The sequence below is a fragment of the Bradyrhizobium sp. CCBAU 53340 genome (assembly GCF_015291645.1).
Classification (GTDB): domain Bacteria; phylum Pseudomonadota; class Alphaproteobacteria; order Rhizobiales; family Xanthobacteraceae; genus Bradyrhizobium.
Genome location: NZ_CP030056.1, coordinates 441209 through 460598, shown reverse-complemented (window position 1 = coordinate 460598; position 19390 = coordinate 441209). Strand labels below are relative to the sequence as shown.

Genomic DNA, 19390 nt, shown 5'->3' with positions numbered 1-19390 from the left:
GCATCGCCAGGGAAGTCTCATCGCCTAGGCGGCCATCGCGCCATCCGTGATCACGTCGATGCCGACTAAGGTTCGATAGGGCAATCGTGGTAACTTCTTCCTACCTTCTTGTTTGCCGCTACTGCTCGGCGGTTGCCACGGCGAATTCTTCGCGTTCATACCTTTCAATCAGGCAATCGGCGAGCGCGGTACACACCTCGCCGCCCCGCATTCGGGAATTCCGCTTTGCTGAGCAGAAACAGAAAAACATAAGGTTGGTCCACCGGCAGGTAATATGTAAGGATTGCCATATGCGATAACCTGATGTATTCTTACTATAAGTCAAAACTGACATATAGGAGGATCCGTCCGATGGGCTTAGTCCGCCTGTTCGAGCAGTCGAAGGCTCCGTCAGGCTCAAGTCGGAGCGTCCGGATTGTGTGTGCTGGTCTTAAGGATCAGCCAACATTTGGTTCGCTTGACCGAGTAGCTCATTTCGAGCGACGTCCCGATTGGTCGCCTGTTTCCGCGCGCTTTCGATTTTTCTCACTCAAGTCGATGCACAGCCGCCGGCAAGCTCCTCCCGCAGCTTGCGCAGGGCCCCGGCACGAGTTGTCGCGGCACCGCATTTTGCAAGAGCGCCGCCTAGGTGCTCAATCGCCTTTGCAAAATCAGTTTGAAGTTCGTGTCTGCGCTACTGGTTGCGCGCATTGGGGAAACGCCGGTCGACTCCCTGCGTATGCGATGCGGCTCTTTGTACAAGCCGAGCTCCGCGCCAAGCCGCGAAGTCATGGAATGGCGGAGTAACGATCATGAAGAAGGGCTACAAGTGGATCAACAGGAGGATCGAGCAACTCGATCCGCACGTCGATTATGCTGAAATTTGGCGGCTATCCAGCTGTTACGGCCTGACGGATTTCATACAGAATTTTTCGTATTGTTTCACATTTCCCAACTTCGTAGTGACTGAGTGGGGCGCTCGGGCCGTTTGGCGCGAGGATGGCGGAAAGCTTCTTTATAGAGCCACTCATCGCGCCGAACAGACCGGAATCAACAACACAACCTGGTGGTATTACGGTCCTCAGGACGATCGCACCATCAAATCCGTCGAAAACATCAACAAGCTCCACGCCCATTATGCCAAACAGTACCCGGGCGATTTTTCTGATCACGAAGATTAGATCTACACGCTTGCCTTCACGGCGATCGCCATGGATCTGGCATTCAAGGCGATGGGATTGAAGGGCTTCAACGAGAAGCAAAAATAGCAGCTCACAAGTTTTGGGGTGAGATGGCAAAGCTATTCGTCGCCGAAGGTGGCGTACCTTTACACGGGTATCCTAAGGACTGGGACGGTCTCGTTGCATTTTGCCGGGATTTCGAAAGCAGGGAGCGATCAGTGACCGAGAGAGGGAATCTGATCGTCAACGCGCTCTTCGATCAGTTCAGCTATCGCTATTTTCCGCCAGGCTTGCGGTGGTTGGGTCACCAGATGTTGCGATCAATGGCGCTGCCTTCGACGCTGAAGGCGCATGGCATTCCGCCGGCGCATCCCTTGGCTCAAGTACTCATACCGCGATCGTTGGGCTGCGTGGCCTGGATTGCAAAGACGCTCCTTCCTGATCCGCGGATCAGCTACATGGAACAAAGGAGCAGTATGCCGGCGGAAAACAGGAAGAAGCTGCGTAATCGGATCAATGTCCTTGATGAACAGTTTCCATCCTACTTTATCGGACGTCATGCCGAGGATCAGGCATGGGCTGGCTGTCCCTATCATGCTGCGCTGAAGTGCACCTGGACAATCCGCCCCCGCCGTTCAGGTGAGGGCTCTTGAGAAGCAGTCGAGCGTGCTCGACGCCAATTGACCCGGGACATTTTGGAGAATGAAAGAAATGGTTAGCGACAACATCGTGGCAGGCTCGGTGCTGACTGGGCAATTCTTCACGGGCGAATGGTCATCTAGCAAATCCGCCTTTGAGGCAGTCGAACCTGCGACCGGTGCGGTGATTGGTAAGGTTGGTCTTGCAAGCGCGGTCGACATTGGGAGCGCTTCTGCGAATGCACGGCAGGCGCAGGTCTCGTGGGCCGCGACGGCGCCAGATGCACGCGAAAACATACTTCTAAAGGCGTGCGAAGTCGGCGAGCGTTATAGGGATGACATCGTCACCTGGATCATGCGAGAGAGCGGCGCGGTCCGCTTGAAGGCTGAGATCGAGCTCGCAGGTACGCTCAAAGCAATCCGGCTTGCGGCTGCGATGCCCTCGCAAGCTCAAGGGAACGTGCTTCCAAGCCCGGGAGGGCGCATCAGCTTCGTGCGGCGACGCCCACTCGGGGTGATCGGCGTGATATCACCCTTCAATTTCCCGCTCTACCTTGCCGAGCGCGCCATTGCGCCGGCCCTGGCCGTCGGAAACGCGGTGGTAGTCAAGCCGGATCTGCGGACTGCTATTTGTGGTGGCTTCGTTATTGCGCGCCTCTTCGAATTGGCGGGTGTGCCGAAAGGCGTTCTTCAGGTGCTGCCCGGTCGAGAGGATGCTGGTGAGGCTCTGTGCAAGGACCCCAATGTGGCGATGATCCAATTTACCGGGTCGAGCAGGGCGGGGCGAATGGTCGGACAGGTGGCTGGACAGCATCTCAAGAAGGTGTCCCTCGAACTTGGCGGCAAGAACTCACTTATCATCCTAGACGACGCAGATCTGGATACCGCCGTTCGTGCCGCCGCCTTTTCGGCGTTCTTTCATCAAGGACAAGTTTGCATGAGCGCTGGACGCATTCTCGTGCAGAGAAACATCTTCGACGCTTTCAGCGATGCGCTCGTCAGATATGCGAAGACTTTGAAAGTTGGCAACCCTCTCGACCCTTCCGTTGCCCTCGGTCCGATGATCAATCAGCATCAGCTAAATCATGCACTAACCCTGATTGACCGCTCCGTCACCGAGGGAGCTCGGCTGCTAACGGGAGGCAAGGCGGAGGGCCTGTTTCTTCAGCCCTCCGTGCTGGCGGAGATCTCACCCACCAATCCGGCCTATCGTGACGAGCTCTTCGCTCCGGTCGCGGTGCTTGTCCCATTTGAGACGGATGTACAGGCCGGGCAAATGGCGAATGATACCGAATATGGGCTCTCTGCTGTGATCATCTCGCGCAACATCGGCAGGGCAATGGCAATTGGCGAGCAATTACGAACGGGTTTGCTACACATCAATGATCAGACGATCAACGACGATGTGGTCAATCCCTTCGGCGGCTCCGGCACATCGGGCAATGGCACATCGATCGGCGGTATCGCTAACTGGGAAGAGTTCACTCAATGGCAATGGGTGACGATCAAAGCTGAGCTGCAGCCCTATTCACTCTAAACTCGACACTCGATCACTGACTGAATGACCAATGCGCCCGTGGCGCTGATTGTTTCTCTAAGTTCCCGGCGGAGTGTTCACCAAGCTCCCTCCCACTTGGCCGTACTCTACTACCAAGAGTACGGCCTCTCTTTTCGGATCAAGGCAAGATCTGTTCGAAGGCTATCGAGTTGATCCGGACTCGTAAAGCTCGATCAACGTCTGTCTTCGACACACGCAAATCTTTTTTGGGTAGATTGGCCAAAGCCTTGGCCATCCCGATCTTAGCTTTGAGCAATAGCAGGAAGCGCTCGCTCGCGGCGGCTTGACCTGCCACTGAATTTTCATCCAGCAGCAGTTAGAGTCTCGGAGTTCGCGCCAAGTGAGGCTGCTGCGCGCGCGTGGAGAAAGAGTGCGGTTGCTACGATTAGGTGAAGCCCAAAGCGGAAACGCCAATGGTATCGCTATAGCGCACCGAAACCTGATCTCGCCCTGCACGCTTGGCGCGATACAAAGCTTCGTCTGCAAGGCCAAGTACTTTCGACAATCCCTCGCTTCCCTTGGAAACCGCCAGCCCAATGCTAACCGTGACCTTGGTCAAGGCACCATTTCGGGCAACTTCTCTCTGCCCGCAAGCCTGCCGCAACTGCTCAGCGAGTAAAACTGCATCGCTCGGAGATACGCCCAACAGCAGCGCCGCGAATTCTTCGCCTCCATGCCTGCCAATCACGAGGCTATGCTCCTTCGCGAACGACTTGAGCACGTCCCCGATTTCAACCAGCACCGCATCACCGAAATCATGACCGTATTGATCATTTATGCCCTTGAACCGATCGATATCCATCATCAAGCCTATAGCGGGAAGGTGACGATCGTATGCCTCTGCGAGAGCCTTGGCTGCAACCTCGTTAAATCCTCTTCGATTCAAGAGACCGGTGAGTTGGTCAACTCTCGAAAGTCTTAGGAGCTCGGCCTGGGTCGCGATCAACTTTTGCTGCAGCAGGTTGCTGCGCAGGCTCATGGCGCCTCCAATTCCAATGGAGGCGAGCGTACCAAGCAGAGCGACGCAACCTGTCGCATAAAGGCTGCTCACGTTGCCCTCCGGTCCGAACAGATAGGCGTATGCTAGCCAAACCAGCGGAACAGTTAAGACAAGCCCGATCGCAACGTCGCGAACCGTCCGACGGTACACATCTCCCAACGTCATTAAGGGATCATTCATCAATCGCGCTCCGTGACTTTTTGAAAGCCTAGGAGGGATCGACTGGTCGTCATCTTAAAATGCTTGGGGACTTAACAGCGTTACTAACAGGAGGTTAAATTCGGAGCCAGAAATAGGCATTGACGCTCTCCTGTCGAGTCGCCTGCCGGCACGCGCCCGGCGCAGGCCCGCTGCCACGACCGGTATGCGCAACATGCATGGGCTAATTTCCACTATTGGCAGGCCTCTAGACCGCCTGCAGCTTCCTTGAAGCCAGAAACTGCGTGAATCGCAAAGCCGAGCCATCGTCTGCCGAGCAGACGCGTCTCTAAATTCAAGCCTTGGCGCCGCTCTCGCGCGTTTGCAGCGCATGGTAGCGCAACTTCTTCCGTGTCTCGTCGAGGCGATCGCCGCGCAGCACGGCTTCGCGGATCTTCTCCTCTGCGGCTGCGATCTGTCCGGCGACTTCGATCACCTCTTGGACGCGGCTCGCCGGGATGCAGATCACGCCGTCGCCATCCCCGACCAGCCAATCGCCAGGCGCGATGCGGATACCGGCAATTTGCACGGTCACATTGTAGGCGTCGGCAGTGACGCGATCCTTGCCAGTCCGCATCGTGTTGGCCCGGGCATAGATCGGATAGTCGAGTTCGATGCTGCGGTCGATATCGCGGCAGACGCCGTCAATGACGGTGCCGCCGATGCCGCGGCGGTCGGCGACCAGGGTCAGAATGTCGCCCCAGACCGTGGCGTCCATGCGACCGTCATTGTCGATGACGACGATCTGGCCGGGCTGCACATCATCGATATAGTCGCCGACCGAACCGCCGCTCTGGCCGGTCGGTAGCATTCGGATCGTAAAGGCCGGGCCGGCAAGACGCATCGAGCGCGCAAACGGCATGATCCCGAGACACTGCCCCTCGATGCCCAGTCGATCCAGTGCATCTGACAGGGTCGTCACCCCGAATGTCTTGAGGTTTTCAGCCGCGTCCTGTGTCATTTGCTGCGCTACCCTTTCAGCATATCTTCGTAGTTCCCGGCCATGACGTTGCCGATCGCTTCGCCGCGATCGATGGCTGCCGCCATCGCCCGCTCGCGCCCAAAAATGTCCTCGGCTCCGTAGCGATGATCTCCTCGGCGCGGAGTTGGTCGACGAACACCACGCCGCTGCCATCGGCTAGGACATAGTCTCCCGGCTTGACGGCGACGTTGCCGAACGTGATCGGCTCCTGGAACGAATGCTCCGCGATCCGGCCGCGAGCGGTCACGGGTACGGCTGCGCGCGCAAAGACCGGAAGCCCGAGCGCGCGACTTTCATCAAGGTCTCGGCAGGCGCCGTCAATCAGAATAGCGGAAACGCCCTTCTTGACGGCGCCGAGGCTGAGCAGGCCGCCCCAGCCAGACACATCGGTCCGTCCGCGATGCTCGACGACGATGATGTCGCCACGTTCTGCCGCCATCACCGCTCCCGCGCCGAGGTGGCGTTTCGGGAGGTTCGGCAGAGGTGCGCCGAGCTTCGTCGTAACGGCTCGTCCGGCGACTCGCGTCGGGCCGGTGAGGGCCGAGACTCCGATGACAGCGCCCGGCAAGTTGAGCTTGTCGAGCGCGTCGGACACCGCGCAGGTGTCGAGTTCCATCAGTCTGGCGACAATGTCAGATGTCGTTGAGGTGGTCACTCGAGAACCGCCATGGCATCGCATTGGACCAGCATGTTGGCCGGCAGATGATCGTTCTGGAATGTATGCCGTGCAGGTCGCGAAGCTGCATCGGGGAACGCTTCCAGCCAATGCTTGTTGACGGCCGGTCGGGCTTCCGGAACCTTGACGTAAACCGTCATCTTGACGATGCGATCCATCGCACCTCCGGCTGCCGCCATGATGCGCTTGAGATTGTCGAACATCAGTTCAACCTGTTTCTCGACCTCGTCAGGAATCTTTCCTGCCGCGAGATCCAACCCATAGACACCGCCGGTCATGACGATATTGCCGACGCGAGACGCTGCGGGTATCGGCTGAGCGCCATGGCTGAAGCCTTCGATTTCGATGCTGCGGCGTGCAGTCATTGCTGCTCCTCCCCAACCGGTCAGACGTCAAGCCGCGCGAACAGACGGCGCGCGTTGCCTTCGAAAATGCCCTTCTTGTCAGCTTCGCTGATCTCGGTGATCGATTCGATTACCGGCCTGATGTCGTCATAGGGCTTGCCCGAATTTGGATCGATGCCGCCGCCGCTGCCCGGCCGCTCGGTGCCGAAGACGCACCGATCGGCGCCGACCACGTCGAACAGCAGCTCCAGCGATTTCTTGTAGTGCAGTACCGTATCGAACCAGAAGCGCTTGAGCGTCTCGTCGAAAGTCTCGGCCTTCGCCCCCGAGGCGGCGGCGAACATTTGGCGATTCGAGCGCCAGCGACCGACTTGATACGGCACGGAGCCGCCGCCATGGCTGATCAGCAGCTTCAAGCTGGGAAAGCGCTTGAACACGTCGGACCGGGAGATCGAGGTGATGGCAAGGCTCTCTTCCGTGATGAAGTGCTCGTCATACGTTTCGCGGCCGCAGCAGGCGCAGCTGTGGATGTGACCAGGGATATCGTGCTCGCAGAGGAATTCGTATAGGGGATACCAATAGGAATCGCCCATCGGCGGCGACTTGCCGGCCCCCTCCGAAGGATCGGGATTGATCAACACGCCCAGAAAGCCGAGATCGTTGATGCACCGCTTGATCTCGTCGAACATCTTTTCAACCGGCACGCCCGTCGCTTGAGGCAGGCCGCCCACGCCGCGGAAGCGCTTGGGGTGCAACTTGATCGTGCGTGCGATCATGTCGTTGTTGTCCTGCGCCCAGCTGACGATGTCGTCCCAGCGGTTCTCGCCATGCAGCATCATGAAAGGCCGGGGTGAGAGAACCTGGATGTCGGTGCCGACGCCGTCCATGATCTGCACGTTCTGGGCTGCTGATTTCTCAAGCTCTGCATCCGGGATCTTGGCGTGATAGATGCCGTATTGGCCGCGCGCGACCTGGAGATTTCCGCGATGGGCGTAGAAGCTCGGCGGCGCGACGAGATGCGCGTGGGCGTCGATGATCATGCGGACATTTCTCCCTGGATGGATAGCGCGGGTCTTGCGACCACTAAATCTTCCACATGGTATAATTAAAAAGCGACCGTCGCAAGCCCTGGGAATTGCGTCGAGGCGATTGCCATTCGCGATCGCTCGTAGCAATATAGTCCATCTGGTAAAATTAAAAGAGAGGAAATGTCCAATGGCGAAAATCGTTCTCGGCCTCGCCGCGTCGCACACCCCCATGCTCGCGCTGGAGGGAAAGCGTTGGAGCGAGCGCGCGGCTGACGATCTCAAGAACAAAGCTCTCAATCTCTCCGATGGCCGCTATGTGTCCTACGACGAGCTCGCCCGCGAAAACGGCGCTCCTTATGCGGCGCTGGCGACCGAGGCGAAGTTCCTGGAGATCGAGGCCGCATCGCAGAAGGCTCTGGATTACATGGCCGACCGCCTGGCGCAGGTTGCACCCGACGTCGTGCTGATCGTGGGGGACGATCAGGCCGAATTGTTCAGCCTATCCAACATGCCCGCAATCTCCATCTTCTATGGAGAGGAGATCCTGACGCATGAGCGCCATCTCACGCCGCAGACGCCGAATTGGATCGGCACGGTCATGAAGGGATATGCCATGGATGCAGTCCATACGTTTCCGGGCTGTCCAGAGCTCGCCCGCGAGCTGATCCATGGTCTGATCGAGAACGACGTGGACATCGGAGCAGCAGCGAAGGTGGATGACCCGCACAAGGCCGGATTCGGCCATGCCTACGGCTTCATCATCGAGCGGCTGTTCAAGGGAAAGTCCATTCCGGTTCTGCCGGTCCTGCTGAACACCTACTTTCCGCCCAATGCCCCGACGGCACGACGCGCCTATGGCGTCGGACAGGCGATCGCGAGCCTCATTTCACGGTCGAAGTTGGATGCCCGAGTGGCCGTGGTGGCCAGCGGCGGCCTGAGCCATTTTGTCGTGGACGAGAAGCTCGATCGCAAGGTGCTCGATGCGATCAAGCGCAAGGACGTGTCCGTCCTCAAGTCGCTGACCAGGGGAGAGTTGAACTCCGGCTCTTCGGAACTCCTGAATTGGGTGATGGTCGCGGGCATGTCCGAGCATCTCGACAACGACTGGACGGAATACTATCCAGGCTATAGGACCCCGGCCGGTACAGGCACGGGTATCGGCTTCGCCGTCTGGTCCTAAATTTCCCGGCACAGCGAGCGACTGCCGCCGGCGAGGCGACTTGCCGGCGGAGTTCACGCCTGTGTCGCTCCGGTCTGTGTGTTCCGCTTGTGCGCGTCGGGCGCGGTGTTGACAAACCGGTCGCTCCGGCGGATAGGCTTCGTGCGGACATGGCATGCCACGCGGAGCTGTTTTGGCGACGGATCTGACCAAGGAAACCCTCGACGAGGTCGTGAATCAGCGCCGGCGCCAGCAGCGTTCCCTCGACACAAGGGAACGGATCCTGGAGGCCGCTTTCGAGGAATTCGCCGAGCGTGGCTTTGAGGGAGCGTCGACACGGACGGTTGCAGCCAAGGCCGGCGTTCAGCATCCGCTCGTGACTTATCATTTCAAGAACAAGGACGGGCTTTGGCGCGCCGTCCTATCAACGACGAGCGTGAATTTCAGCCGGCACTTCCAAGACTACCTTGCCGGCGTCTCTAAGCAGGACGAGGTGGGACAGCTCAGGGTTCTCCAGGAGCAGTTCATCCGCTTCGCCGCTGCCAATCCGAACTTCCATTGGCTGATGTCACACGAGGGAAAGCGCGAGAGCGAACGGCTGACCTGGCTAGTCGAAGATCGGGTCCGCAACTATTTCAACGTCGTCGCGAAGCTCATCCGTGCGGCTCAAAAGCAAGACCGTTACGTCGAGGGCGATCCCTATCATCTCCAGTATCTGTTCATCGGTGCGGTAACGCGTATCTTCATGCTTTCGGCCGAGGTCCAGCAGGTGATGGGCCACTCGCCTTTTTCAAAGAAATTCGTTGATGAGCACATCCGCACCTGCTGCGCGCTGTTTTTCCGCGAGCCGGCAGAGCAACCTCGCCGGCGTAAGCTCGCTCCGCGAAACAAAGACGCAAAACGCGTTACCAAGCGAGCGGCAAGCTCCTGAAGCCGCGCACCATCAGGTGACGAACACGAACTGCGCGGGCGAGGTCAATCTCGAAGTCCCCGAAAGTGCTCAGCACTTTCGGCAGAATGGTGCGGAGCATGGCGCGTGTCGCGGGGGCGCCGAGGCAAATATGCGGCCCCGAACCGAAGCCGAAATGGCGAACCTTGCCCCGGTCGACATTGAAGGTCTCGGCATTTGTAATTGCGCTCTCATCGCGATTGGCGGAGCCGTAAAGCAACACCACCCGGCTGCCTGCTGGAATGTCGGTTTCGCTGAGGGCGACCGGGCTGGAAGTGATCCGCGCGAAACACTGTGTCGAGGTATCCCAGCGCACACCCTCTTCGATGGTAGCTTCGACCAAGCTCTGATCGGCCAGGATGCGCGATCGCTGCTCGGGGTGGCGCCAGAGCGCATGGACCAGGTTGGGTAGAAAGTGGCCGATGGAGGCATTGCCGGCCAGGAGCACGGTCATCATGTTTGCGACGATCTCGGTATCCGTGAGGGGCGCTCCATCCTGTTGAGCAGCGATCAGGACCGAGAAGAGATCGTCCCCACGTTCGACACGCCGGCGTTCCAACTCCTCGGACAGCAGCGCAATGACCTTGGCGCGTTCTTCCTCGGAGAGCGCAGGCCCCGCGGGGCCGGAATTCCCGCGAAATAAACGCTCCGACAGCTCGGCTGCGCGCTGCGCCGAATCGGGTCCCAGCCCCAGCATCCTGCCTAGCGCGCCGAACAGCACCGGGCGGCTCACTTCGGCGACAAAGTCGCATCGGCGCCGGGTGCCAAGCGCTTCCAGGCCCTTAGCGAGAGTATCGCGGATCCAGGGCAGAACCAGCTCGATACGCGCCGGGCTCAGTCCCCGCATGATGATCCGGCGAAGCTCGTCATGCCGTGGCGGGTCGATCGAGCCGAGCGTCTTGCCCACGCGCAGCGGAGAATCGCTGAGGGCGTTCCCGGCGGAGGACGAGAGCAGGACGGGATTGTTCAGTGCATAGGCGATATCCGCATAGCGGCTCACGAACCAGAGCTTTGTGGTAGGGCAATGATAGACCGGACATTCGGAGCGCAGGCGACGATAGGTCGGATAGGGGTCATCGAGAAACCCATTGCCGGTGAGGTCGAACTCGCTCACCTCGTTCACCAGCGGATCGTCAGCTTGTAAAAGCCGCGTACCATCATGTGAGCGACGCGTTCGGCGTTCGCGACGTCGAGCTCATAGTCGCCGAGCGCCGGCAGCAGAGGGGTCATGACCGTTCGCATCATGGCCCGTGCTGCGGGCGCCCCAAGGCAGATATGGGGGCCGGAGCCGAAGCCAAAATGCCGGGTCTTTGGCCGGCTGATGTCAAAGCGGTCCGGATCCGGGATAGCGCGTTCGTCGCGATTGGCGGCCGCGAAACAGACCACGAGCCGGCTGTCTGCCGGAATTGCGATTCCGTGCAGCTTGACCTCCTTCGTGGTCTGCCGTCCGAAAGCCTGGGTTGACGTATCCCAGCGAACGCCTTCGTTCACGGCGGCATCCAGCAGGGCCGGATCGGCCTGCAACTTGCGACGCTCGTCCGGATTGGTCCAGAGCGCGTAGATCAAGTTAGAGAAATAATGCCCGATGGACGCGTTGCCCGCGAGCAGGACGGTCGACATGTTGCCCAGAATCTCGCCGTCGGAAAGTGGTGCTCCCCCCTCCTGTGCGTCGAGCAGGAACGAGAACAGATCGTCACTGCGGTCCTTGCGACGTCGCTCGAGCTGCTCGGTGAGCAGTTCAAACACCCCTTCCATCAAGCCCGGCCTCGCAGCCGGGCCCATCGGTCCCGTATCGGTATGAAAGATGTCCCGCGACAAATCCGCCGCCCGGTCCGCAGCTTCGCCGTCCAACCCGAGCATCCGCCCGAGTGCGCCATAGAGGATGGGCCTGCTGATATCTGCCATGAAGTCGCACTCACGACGGGTGCCGAACTTGTGCAGCAGTCGATCGACGTCGCGCTGAATGGCGGGCAGCATGGATTCGATGCGCGCGGGCGTGAAGCCCTTCATCACCACACGGCGAAGTTCGTCATGACGCGGCGGATCGGTCGATCCGAGCGTCCTGCCCACCCGCAAGGGTGAATCGACCAGCGCATTGCCACGCGCCGAAGAGAAGACCTCGTAGTCGTTGAGGATGCGCGCCACGTCCTCGTTTCGCGTGATGATGTAGAACCCGCTCCCTTCGTGCAGATAGACCGGATGGTCGTCGCGCAACACCTTGTAGGTGGGATAGGGGTCGTCCACGAAGTTCCGCTCCTCGGGATCGAAACGAAAGGCCATGTGGTTCTCCCAGGAAATTATTATTACGCTAAATCTACCATATGGACAGTATAATGAGCAAGCCTTCGGCTACGCGGCGCGACCGGGTTTGCGGATGCCGACATATTGTTCGAGGGCACCGCGATCCGCCGCAATAGCGCTGCTTTCTCCGTTGCGAACGGCAATGCCGCGCTCCAGGATGATCGCCTGCCGCGCCAGCCTGAGCGCGAAGCCTGCGTGCTGCTCGATCAGAATGACCGCCATGCTCTCGGTCTCGGTGATCGCGGTGATGCAGCGCGCGACGTCCTGCGCGACGACGGGGGCGAGGCCTTCGAGCGGCTCGTCGAGCAGCAGCAAGCGCGGGTTCGTCACCAGGGCTCGACCGATCGCCAGCATCTGCTGTTCGCCGCCCGACAGCTGATCTCCGAAATTGGTGCGACGTGCCTTCAGACTTGGAAACATCTCGAAGATGCGCTCGATTGTCCAAGGTCCGTTCGTCGCGGCAATCTGCAGGTTCTCCTCGACAGTGAGGGGGGCGAATATCTCGCGGCCTTGCGGCACCCACCCGATGCCCAGTCGGCATCGCCGGTGTGGCGCTAGGTCGGCGATCTCGTTGCCGCGAAAACGAATTCGCCCCGAGCGGGGCGTGAGATGACCCGCAAGGGCGAGCATCAGGGTTGATTTTCCGGCCCCGTTTCGGCCCAGAACCGCAAGAGAGCCGCCGGCCTCAATCGCGAAGGACAGTCCGCTGATGACGATTCCTTCACCATAGCCCACGTTGAGCTGGTCGACCTCGAGCAGCGGCTCAGTCACGGTCATCTCCGAGATAAATCCGCCGCACCTCCGGGTCGGTCGCGATCTCGCCGGGCTTGCCTTGGCGAAATACCGAACCGGCGACGAGAACGGTGATCGTGTCGGCAAAACGAAAGACCAGATCCATGTCGTGCTCGATGAAGAGAACGGCGATCTGATCGGGGAGGGATTCGATAGCCTGCATCAGCTCAAAGCTCTCGCCGGCGGGAACTCCCGCCGCCGGCTCGTCCAACAGCAGCACGCGGGGACGGCCGGCGAGGGCGAGAGCAATCTCCACAAGGCGCTGGCGACCGTAAGATAGTTCGGCAGTCCGCCGCAGGCAGTCGCGGTCAAGCCCGACCGAACGCGCCAACTCATACGCCTCGTCCGTGGTGTCGGGCTGCCGATGTAAGGCCTGAAGAGGCCTGCCAAGCCGTCCGCGGCGCCGGGCGACCGCGAGCATGATCGATTCCAGCGGCGTCAGATGCGGGAACAGGGCGTTAATCTGGAAAGTCCGCCCCAATCCGCGTGCGACACGCTGATCGGTGCTCAATCGATCGATTGGCTCGCCCTCCAGCAGAATGCTGCCGCTGCTCGGGGCCAGCACGCCGGTGAGCAGGTTGATCAGCGTGCTCTTGCCGGCGCCGTTCGGCCCGATCAGGGCATGTCGACCGCCTGCCTTTAGCACGAGGCTGACGGCATTGGTGACCTTCAAGGCGCCAAATTGCTTGCAAAGGTCGCGTGTCTGGAGCGCGGCAACCGTCATCTCGCTCGCCTCCAGCGCACGATCTTGCTCCGAACCAGGCTCACGACGCCGAGTAGGCCGCCTCTAGCCGTCAACACGATCGCGATCAGCACCAGGCCGAGCCAGAACATCCAATATACAGGATTGACCGTCGACAGCAGGTCGCGCATCCAGATGAACGCGGCAGCCCCAATGAAGCCGCCGATAAGCGTGCCAATTCCGCCGACGATCAGCATGACGAGGGCCGACACCGATCGTTCGAAGCTCAACGTTTCCAGTGCGACGATCTGTGTGGTCTGCGCCAGCAGCGCGCCTCGCCGCCGATATCGTGAAAGCGATCATCTTGCGCCGTGTGATGGAGACGCCGAGCATCGGAACGCGGGTCTGGTTCTCGCGAATGGCCTGCAGCGCGAGACCCTCCGGCGAGTGGACATAACGCCGGGCGACAAGATAAAGCGTCAATGCGCTGCAATAGGCATACCAGAACGCGGTTCGGCCGAAGAGATCGAACTCGAACAGCCCGAGCAGCGGCCACATCTCGATTCCCTGGAGACCGCTGTCGCCGCCGGTGAGCCAAGGCAGGCGGCTTGCGCCTTCATAGAGCAGAAGCCCGATGCAAAGCGTCACCATGAGCACTGCGGCGCCGCGGACTTTTGCAATCAGCGTGCTGAAGGCGAAGCCGAGAGCGCCGGTCACGAGCCCGGCAGCAAGAACGCCGGAGATCGGCTCGCCCCAGCCATGCGCAGCGAGCAATCCCGCCGTGTAGGCGCCGAGTCCGAAAAAGGCGGCATGTCCGAAGGACGGAATCCCGCCATAGCCGAGCAACAGATCGAGCGACATCGCAAACAGGCCGCCGATTAGGATCTGTGTGAGAAGGACGAGCTTGCCGGGAAAGAGGACATAGCAGGCCGCTGCAGCGATCCAAAAGACCAGCTCGACCAAGGTCCATCTGGCGCGAAAGCGCACCGCAGTTCGCGCGAGGTCGAGAGTGATGTCGCTCATTGCGGACGGCCGGCTAGGCCTTGCGGGCGCACCGTCAGGACGGAAAGCGCCGTTGCATAGATGATAAACGCGCCGATCTCCGGAAGCAGATATTTCCCGGCCACGTCAAGGACCCCGAACATGAGGCAGGCGGCAAACGTTCCGCGCAAGGAGCCGAGCCCGCCGACGCTGACCACGATCAGCAACTCCGTCAGAAATTTGATGGGGAAGTTCGGGTCGAGGCCAAGGAGCTTCACGCTGAGCGCGCCGCCTAGTCCAGCAAGCGCGGAGCCGAGAGCGAAGGCGAGGGCGTACAGTCTTGCGACGTCGATGCCGCAGGATGCCGTCATCCGCCGGTTGAAAACGGCCGCCCTTATCCTGGCGCCAAAATTCGTATGATCGATCAGAACAAGCAGCGACAGAAGAAGTGCCGTGCCGAAGCCGATCAGAAAAAGCCGGTAGCGGCTGACCTCGACAGCGCCGATGCGGACGTTTCCGTCCAGCCATGAAGGCACCGCGATCGCCATCTGCTCTGGACCGACCAGATAGGTGGCTGCGGCAATCGACACGTAGACGACGCCGATCGTCAGCAGGACCTGTTCCAGCTCCGAGGCCTCGTACAGTCTCCGGAAAAGGCTGCGCTCGAGGATCGCACCCACGGCGGCCGCGATGGCGGCAGCCGCTGCCACCGCCGCAAGGAACGGCCACCCGGCCTTGCCGATCAGCAATGCCGCCGTGTAGCCTCCAACCATGGCCAGCGCCGCATGCGCCATATTGGCGAAGCCCATCAGCCCGAGCGTGATGGAGAGGCCACCAGCCATCAGAAACAGCACGAACCCATAAGCGATGCCGCCGATCAGAACGTTGACGAAGCCGACCATGATCTAGCGCGCCGATCCAGGATCCTTGACGTCGGGAATGGTCGCAAACTCCAAATTGACCATCTGTCCGTCCCGATTCTCGACCCTTCGGAAGTAGATGTTCTGCACGATCTCACGGGTCGACGGGTCGATCGCAATCGGGCCGCGCGGGCTTTCGAATCTTGTTTGCTTCAGAAGCTCGATCGTGCGCTCGGGATTGAGATCGCCCTTCTGCGCATCAACGACCGTATAGATGGCACGCAGGACGTCGTAGCTGACGACCGGTATGAAACCGAGCGGCCGGCCCTGCGCGACCGCGTTGAACGCGGCTGCGAACTCTCGGTTGACCTCCGAATCATGCGTCGGGGTGTAATGGAAGGCCGTAACAACTCCGAGAGCGGCCTCGCCCGCGGCAGGTAGTGACGATTCGTCCGTGATGTCCCCGATGCCGATGATCTTGGCCGGATCCAGCCCTGCCTCCTTGAACTGGCGGAGAAAGATCGGCGTCAATTCGCCGGCAGCCATGAACACGAAGATGCCATCCGGGTTCGCGTCCTTGATGCGCTGGATATAGGCGGAGAAGTCCGTGGCCTTGAGCGGCGCCCGCACAGATCCGGCAATCACGCCGCCGGCCGCTTTGTATTCACGGACGAACATCGCCTCCGCATCGAGGCCCGGCTCGTATTCATGCACGAACGTATATACGGATTTCAGCTTTTGCTTGGCGGCGTAGAGCGCGAGCTGCTGCGCCATTTCGGTGGTCGTGAAGCCGAACCGAACGGCGAAGGGATGCTTGGCGAGGATGCCCGAAGTTGCCGAGTTGACGATGAGGAGGGGCACCTTGGCGCTGGTCGATAGCGGCGCAACAGCCATTGTGTTGGGCGTGTAGTCCATTCCTGCGAGGAAATCGACATTCTCGCTGACGATCAGCTCCTGGGCCAGGCGGCGGGCCACGTCAGGTGCGGGTCCCGTCGTGTCGCGCTTGATGATCTCGATCCTGCGACCGGCGACCGTAGTGCCGAACTTGCGGAAAAACACCTGGATCGCGGCATCGGACGCGGCGCCGGCCGCGGCGCCCGGCCCGGTATAGCTCATCAGCCAGCCGATCTTCAGCGGACGGTCGTCGGCCTTTGCCTGAATGCTGACGGCCAACATGGCCGCGGCCACGATTGCGATCCTGGCGATCATGCCGCTTATCCTCCCTTAGACTGATCATGCGGGGTCTCTCCCGGACCCTTGATACAAATTAGACCATATGGAAAATATATGCAAGATAGCGCGAGGCCGGTGGGGCTGCCCTAGCAGGACACGGTCTGACAGAAGCGAGCACAAGGGAGGGGAGATGAACGCAGATATCGGAGTTACGATCGCGAAAGCCCGCGAGCATTCGATTGGCGATCTCTTGCGCCGCTCGGCTGCCCGCGAGCCGAGCAAGCTAGCCTTGAGCTGCGGCGCGGTGCGCTGGACGTTTGCCGAACTGGACGCGATCTGCAATCGACTGGCGCGTGGCCTACCCGGCCTCGGCGTCGGGAAGGGCGACCGTCTCGCCGTGCTGTCGCGCAACTCGCATGCCTTTGCGGCGCTGCGCTTCGCGGTAGCGCGGATCGGCGCGGTGCTGGTGCCGATCAACTTCATGCTCAATCCCGACGAGATCAATTTCATCCTGAAAAGCTCCGGCGCCAGGCTGCTCGCGACCGGCCCCGATTTCGTCGAGGCCGCACGCGCCGCGAGCAGTAAGGGCTGCGCGGTGGAGAAGCTCATCTGGTTGCCGGGCGAGGATCCCGCTGCGCAGCCGGCGGGCCTCACCAGCTTCGACGATCTTCTCGATGCCGACAGCTCGTTGTTTGAGGCCTCCGTCGACAGCCGCGATCTCGCACAGATTGTTTACACCTCGGGCACGGAATCCCTGCCCAAGGGTGCGATGCTGAGCCATGAAGCCGTGATGTGGCAGTATGTGAGCTGCATCATCGACGGCGGCATGAGCGCCGACGATAAAGTGCTGCACGCGCTGCCGCTCTATCATTGCGCTCAGCTCGACGTCTTCCTCGGCCCGCAAGTCTATCTCGGCGCCTCCGGCGTGATCACGGGCAAGCCGACCGCAGACAACATTCTGGCGCTGATCCAGGCGCACGGGATCACCTGCTTCTTCGCGCCGCCGACGATCTGGATCGCGATGCTGCGCTCGCCAAATTTCGACAAGAGCGATCTGTCGTCGCTGCAAAAGGGCTATTACGGCGCTTCGATCATGCCGGTGGAGGTGCTGCTCGAGCTCCAGCGCCGCCTGCCCAACGTCAAGTTCTGGAACTTTTACGGTCAGACCGAGATCGCGCCGCTTGCGACCGTGCTGACGCCCGAGGACCAGCTCCGCAAGGCGGGCTCCGCCGGCAAACCCGCCATCAACGTCGAGACCCGCGTCGTCAACACGGCAATGGAGGACGTTGGCGTCGGCGAGATCGGCGAAATCGTACACCGCTCGCCGCATCTGTTGTCGGGCTATTACAACGATCCCGTGAAGACCGCGGCGGCTTTCGCTGGCGGCTGGTTCCACTCCGGCGACCTCGCCACCGTCGATGCCGAGGGCTACATCACCGTTGTCGACCGCGTGAAGGACATGATCAAGTCCGGCGGCGAGAATGTCGCCAGCCGCGAGGTCGAGGAGATGATCTACAAGATCCCGGCGATCTCCGAGGTCGCCGTCGTGGGCCTGCCCGATCCGCACTGGATCGAGGCCGTAACCGCGATTGTCGTGGTTAAGAGCGGCGAGAAGCTCGACGAGGATGCCGTCATCACGCATTGTGCGGGATCGATGGCGCATTTCAAGGTGCCCAAGCGCGTGATCTTTGTCGACAGCCTGCCGAAGAATCCGTCCGGCAAGCTGCTCAAGCGGGAATTGCGCCAGCGTTTCATCGGCGGCGAGACGCTCGACAAGGCGATCCAGAAAAACTTCGGGGCTTGAGGCGGCCACCCAGCCGCTCGCGGCAGGTTGGGGCCTTCGCCAGGGTTTATTGAGGTCTGTTAATGCGACACGGTCAGAAGAAGATTCCGAGCACGATTCTCATTTTCGGTGCAGCGGCTCATATCGGCGGCCCACTTGCGCACTTCTTGCGCGAGGAGGCGCCGCAGATCAAGCTGCGCCTCGTAACAAGCAATCCCGCCAATTGTGACGTCCTTCGCCGCGAGCACCCGCATGCGGAGGTCGTCATTGCCAGCTATTTTGATCTCGCATCGCTTGAGAAGGCGGTCGACGGAATGGAAGGAATCTTCGTACTGACCAGAAGCGGCACGAACGAGGCCGACGCGATGACAAATCTCGTTGTCCTGCTCAAGAAGGCAAGGTCCGCCGTTCACGTTATACGTCTTGTCGGCCTACAACCCGAAGCGAATCGAAGGCGAATTCCTCAGTCTCTCCGCGAGCATGGTCTTGGTTTACCCATCCAACACCCCATCGCAAAAGAAATCCTCGACGAAAGCGGTCTGCCTGTCACCTACCTGAACATCGGCGCAACCTTCATGGACAACTTCTACTGGATGAAGGACGGCTTGAGGAAGGAGCGAAAGCTGATCTGGCCCGAACGCTTGATTCCCTATATCGATCCACGCGACATTGCGGAAGTGGCCGGACGTCTTTTCCTGTCGAGCAATCATCGGCACATTGGTCAATTTCACACTCTGAACAACGGACAGGACATACTGAGGTTCAGCGACGTCGCCGATCTCATGACCAAGGTTTTTCAGGAAAGAATTGTTCACGACGGCAGCAGAGCGGGCTTCTTCGAGGCGTACCGGGAGCTCGGAGAGATCCGGCTGCACTATCTCTGGGATTTCTTCCAGTACGAAGAACAGAACGAGGTGGTTTGGGCGCGCAATGACTTCGTTGAGCGCACCCTAGGACGGATGCCCGTCTCCTTGAGCGAATGGCTGGCCGAACATCGGCAAGCCTTGCTGTTCGGAATATAGGCCTAAAGCGCCCTCGCGCGATGGAGATCTAGGGATCATTGCCCAGCGGGACCTCCGCTATATCGTACTCATGAAACGCTTTAAGTGGCGCGCAACTGGACACC

At 60.3% G+C, this 19390-nt stretch carries 20 protein-coding genes; 7 read left to right on the top strand and 13 right to left on the bottom strand.

The window, feature by feature from the left end:
• Window positions 1-791: 791 nt before the first annotated feature.
• The 3 genes from XH89_RS38795 (at window position 792) to XH89_RS38785 (ending at window position 3335) form a co-directional block, all read left to right on the top strand.
• Window positions 792-1160: a hypothetical protein gene (locus tag XH89_RS38795; protein WP_128930015.1), complete on the top strand. Its 369-nt coding sequence runs from the start codon at window positions 792-794 to the stop codon at window positions 1158-1160.
• A gap of 110 nt (window positions 1161-1270) precedes the next feature.
• Window positions 1271-1813 (top strand): hypothetical protein, encoded by a 543-nt coding sequence (locus tag XH89_RS38790; protein ID WP_128930016.1) that lies wholly within the window; start codon window positions 1271-1273, stop codon window positions 1811-1813.
• Window positions 1814-1862: 49 nt separating this feature from the next.
• A complete protein-coding gene (locus XH89_RS38785) occupies window positions 1863-3335 on the top strand; it encodes a benzaldehyde dehydrogenase (protein WP_232995548.1) in 1473 nt (490 codons plus the stop codon).
• Between the two features lie 139 nt (window positions 3336-3474).
• On the opposite strand, the gene XH89_RS41140 is transcribed toward XH89_RS38785, so the two are convergent.
• From XH89_RS41140 to XH89_RS38760, 6 genes are all read right to left on the bottom strand, one after another.
• A complete protein-coding gene (locus XH89_RS41140) occupies window positions 3475-3651 on the bottom strand; it encodes a hypothetical protein (protein WP_188637392.1) in 177 nt (58 codons plus the stop codon).
• Between the two features lie 90 nt (window positions 3652-3741).
• On the bottom strand, window positions 3742-4536 hold the full coding sequence (locus XH89_RS38780; RefSeq protein WP_128930017.1) for a GGDEF domain-containing protein: 795 nt from the start codon (window positions 4534-4536) through the stop codon (window positions 3742-3744).
• A 313-nt stretch (window positions 4537-4849) separates the two neighbouring features.
• Window positions 4850-5515: an RraA family protein gene (locus XH89_RS38775; RefSeq protein ID WP_128930018.1), complete on the bottom strand. Its 666-nt coding sequence runs from the start codon at window positions 5513-5515 to the stop codon at window positions 4850-4852.
• 16 nt (window positions 5516-5531) lie between these two features.
• On the bottom strand, window positions 5532-6191 hold the full coding sequence (locus XH89_RS38770; RefSeq protein ID WP_206733112.1) for an RraA family protein: 660 nt from the start codon (window positions 6189-6191) through the stop codon (window positions 5532-5534).
• A complete protein-coding gene (locus XH89_RS38765) occupies window positions 6188-6577 on the bottom strand; it encodes a RidA family protein (protein WP_128930019.1) in 390 nt (129 codons plus the stop codon). Before XH89_RS38765 ends, XH89_RS38770 begins: the two co-directional genes overlap by 4 nt.
• Before the next feature lie 20 nt (window positions 6578-6597).
• Window positions 6598-7596, bottom strand: coding sequence for an amidohydrolase family protein (locus XH89_RS38760; protein ID WP_128930020.1), 999 nt, complete (start codon window positions 7594-7596; stop codon window positions 6598-6600).
• 109 nt (window positions 7597-7705) lie between these two features.
• Between XH89_RS38760 and XH89_RS38755 the strand changes: the two genes are divergently transcribed.
• Both XH89_RS38755 and XH89_RS38750 read left to right on the top strand, forming a co-directional pair.
• Window positions 7706-8764 carry an extradiol ring-cleavage dioxygenase gene (locus XH89_RS38755; RefSeq protein ID WP_164935432.1) on the top strand — a complete coding sequence of 353 codons (1059 nt, stop codon included), beginning with the start codon at window positions 7706-7708 and terminating at the stop codon, window positions 8762-8764.
• Window positions 8765-8936: 172 nt separating this feature from the next.
• The gene (locus tag XH89_RS38750; protein ID WP_164933590.1) at window positions 8937-9674 is read left to right on the top strand and encodes a TetR/AcrR family transcriptional regulator; all 738 of its coding nucleotides are present in this window, start codon (window positions 8937-8939) and stop codon (window positions 9672-9674) included.
• Here XH89_RS38750 and XH89_RS38745 read toward each other — a convergent pair.
• From XH89_RS38745 to XH89_RS38715, 7 genes are all read right to left on the bottom strand, one after another.
• Window positions 9649-10815 carry a cytochrome P450 gene (locus tag XH89_RS38745; RefSeq protein ID WP_128930023.1) on the bottom strand — a complete coding sequence of 389 codons (1167 nt, stop codon included), beginning with the start codon at window positions 10813-10815 and terminating at the stop codon, window positions 9649-9651. The two genes, XH89_RS38750 and XH89_RS38745, sit on opposite strands and share 26 nt — an antisense overlap.
• Complete coding sequence (locus tag XH89_RS38740) at window positions 10812-11972, bottom strand: cytochrome P450 (protein WP_128930024.1); 1161 nt, start codon at window positions 11970-11972, stop codon at window positions 10812-10814. Before XH89_RS38740 ends, XH89_RS38745 begins: the two co-directional genes overlap by 4 nt.
• A 69-nt stretch (window positions 11973-12041) precedes the next feature.
• Window positions 12042-12764, bottom strand: coding sequence for an ABC transporter ATP-binding protein (locus XH89_RS38735; protein ID WP_232995550.1), 723 nt, complete (start codon window positions 12762-12764; stop codon window positions 12042-12044).
• Window positions 12757-13509: an ABC transporter ATP-binding protein gene (locus XH89_RS38730; RefSeq protein WP_128930026.1), complete on the bottom strand. Its 753-nt coding sequence runs from the start codon at window positions 13507-13509 to the stop codon at window positions 12757-12759. Before XH89_RS38730 ends, XH89_RS38735 begins: the two co-directional genes overlap by 8 nt.
• A gap of 63 nt (window positions 13510-13572) precedes the next feature.
• Window positions 13573-14490 (bottom strand): branched-chain amino acid ABC transporter permease, encoded by a 918-nt coding sequence (locus tag XH89_RS38725; protein WP_128930027.1) that lies wholly within the window; start codon window positions 14488-14490, stop codon window positions 13573-13575.
• Complete coding sequence (locus tag XH89_RS38720; protein ID WP_128930028.1) at window positions 14487-15350, bottom strand: branched-chain amino acid ABC transporter permease; 864 nt, start codon at window positions 15348-15350, stop codon at window positions 14487-14489. Before XH89_RS38720 ends, XH89_RS38725 begins: the two co-directional genes overlap by 4 nt.
• A 3-nt stretch (window positions 15351-15353) precedes the next feature.
• Window positions 15354-16517 (bottom strand): ABC transporter substrate-binding protein, encoded by a 1164-nt coding sequence (locus XH89_RS38715; protein ID WP_128930029.1) that lies wholly within the window; start codon window positions 16515-16517, stop codon window positions 15354-15356.
• Between the two features lie 154 nt (window positions 16518-16671).
• Between XH89_RS38715 and XH89_RS38710 the strand changes: the two genes are divergently transcribed.
• Both XH89_RS38710 and XH89_RS38705 read left to right on the top strand, forming a co-directional pair.
• Complete coding sequence (locus tag XH89_RS38710; RefSeq protein WP_128930030.1) at window positions 16672-18285, top strand: acyl-CoA synthetase; 1614 nt, start codon at window positions 16672-16674, stop codon at window positions 18283-18285.
• 62 nt (window positions 18286-18347) lie between these two features.
• On the top strand, window positions 18348-19286 hold the full coding sequence (locus XH89_RS38705; protein WP_128955140.1) for an SDR family oxidoreductase: 939 nt from the start codon (window positions 18348-18350) through the stop codon (window positions 19284-19286).
• Window positions 19287-19390: the final 104 nt, after the last annotated feature.

Coding starts and splice junctions, on each gene's coding strand:
- XH89_RS38790 (WP_128930016.1), top strand. CDS start 1,271: ATGGCAAAGCTATTCGTCGCCGAAGGTGGCGTACCTTTACACGGGTAT.
- XH89_RS38795 (WP_128930015.1), top strand. CDS start 792: ATGAAGAAGGGCTACAAGTGGATCAACAGGAGGATCGAGCAACTCGAT.
- XH89_RS38780 (WP_128930017.1), bottom strand. CDS start 4,536: ATGAATGATCCCTTAATGACGTTGGGAGATGTGTACCGTCGGACGGTT.
- XH89_RS38765 (WP_128930019.1), bottom strand. CDS start 6,577: ATGACTGCACGCCGCAGCATCGAAATCGAAGGCTTCAGCCATGGCGCT.
- XH89_RS38720 (WP_128930028.1), bottom strand. CDS start 15,350: ATGGTCGGCTTCGTCAACGTTCTGATCGGCGGCATCGCTTATGGGTTC.
- XH89_RS38725 (WP_128930027.1), bottom strand. CDS start 14,490: ATGAGCGACATCACTCTCGACCTCGCGCGAACTGCGGTGCGCTTTCGC.
- XH89_RS38715 (WP_128930029.1), bottom strand. CDS start 16,517: ATGATCGCCAGGATCGCAATCGTGGCCGCGGCCATGTTGGCCGTCAGC.
- XH89_RS38775 (WP_128930018.1), bottom strand. CDS start 5,515: ATGACACAGGACGCGGCTGAAAACCTCAAGACATTCGGGGTGACGACC.
- XH89_RS38710 (WP_128930030.1), top strand. CDS start 16,672: ATGAACGCAGATATCGGAGTTACGATCGCGAAAGCCCGCGAGCATTCG.
- XH89_RS38760 (WP_128930020.1), bottom strand. CDS start 7,596: ATGATCATCGACGCCCACGCGCATCTCGTCGCGCCGCCGAGCTTCTAC.
- XH89_RS38785 (WP_232995548.1), top strand. CDS start 1,863: ATGAAAGAAATGGTTAGCGACAACATCGTGGCAGGCTCGGTGCTGACT.
- XH89_RS38740 (WP_128930024.1), bottom strand. CDS start 11,972: ATGGCCTTTCGTTTCGATCCCGAGGAGCGGAACTTCGTGGACGACCCC.
- XH89_RS38730 (WP_128930026.1), bottom strand. CDS start 13,509: ATGACGGTTGCCGCGCTCCAGACACGCGACCTTTGCAAGCAATTTGGC.
- XH89_RS38705 (WP_128955140.1), top strand. CDS start 18,348: ATGCGACACGGTCAGAAGAAGATTCCGAGCACGATTCTCATTTTCGGT.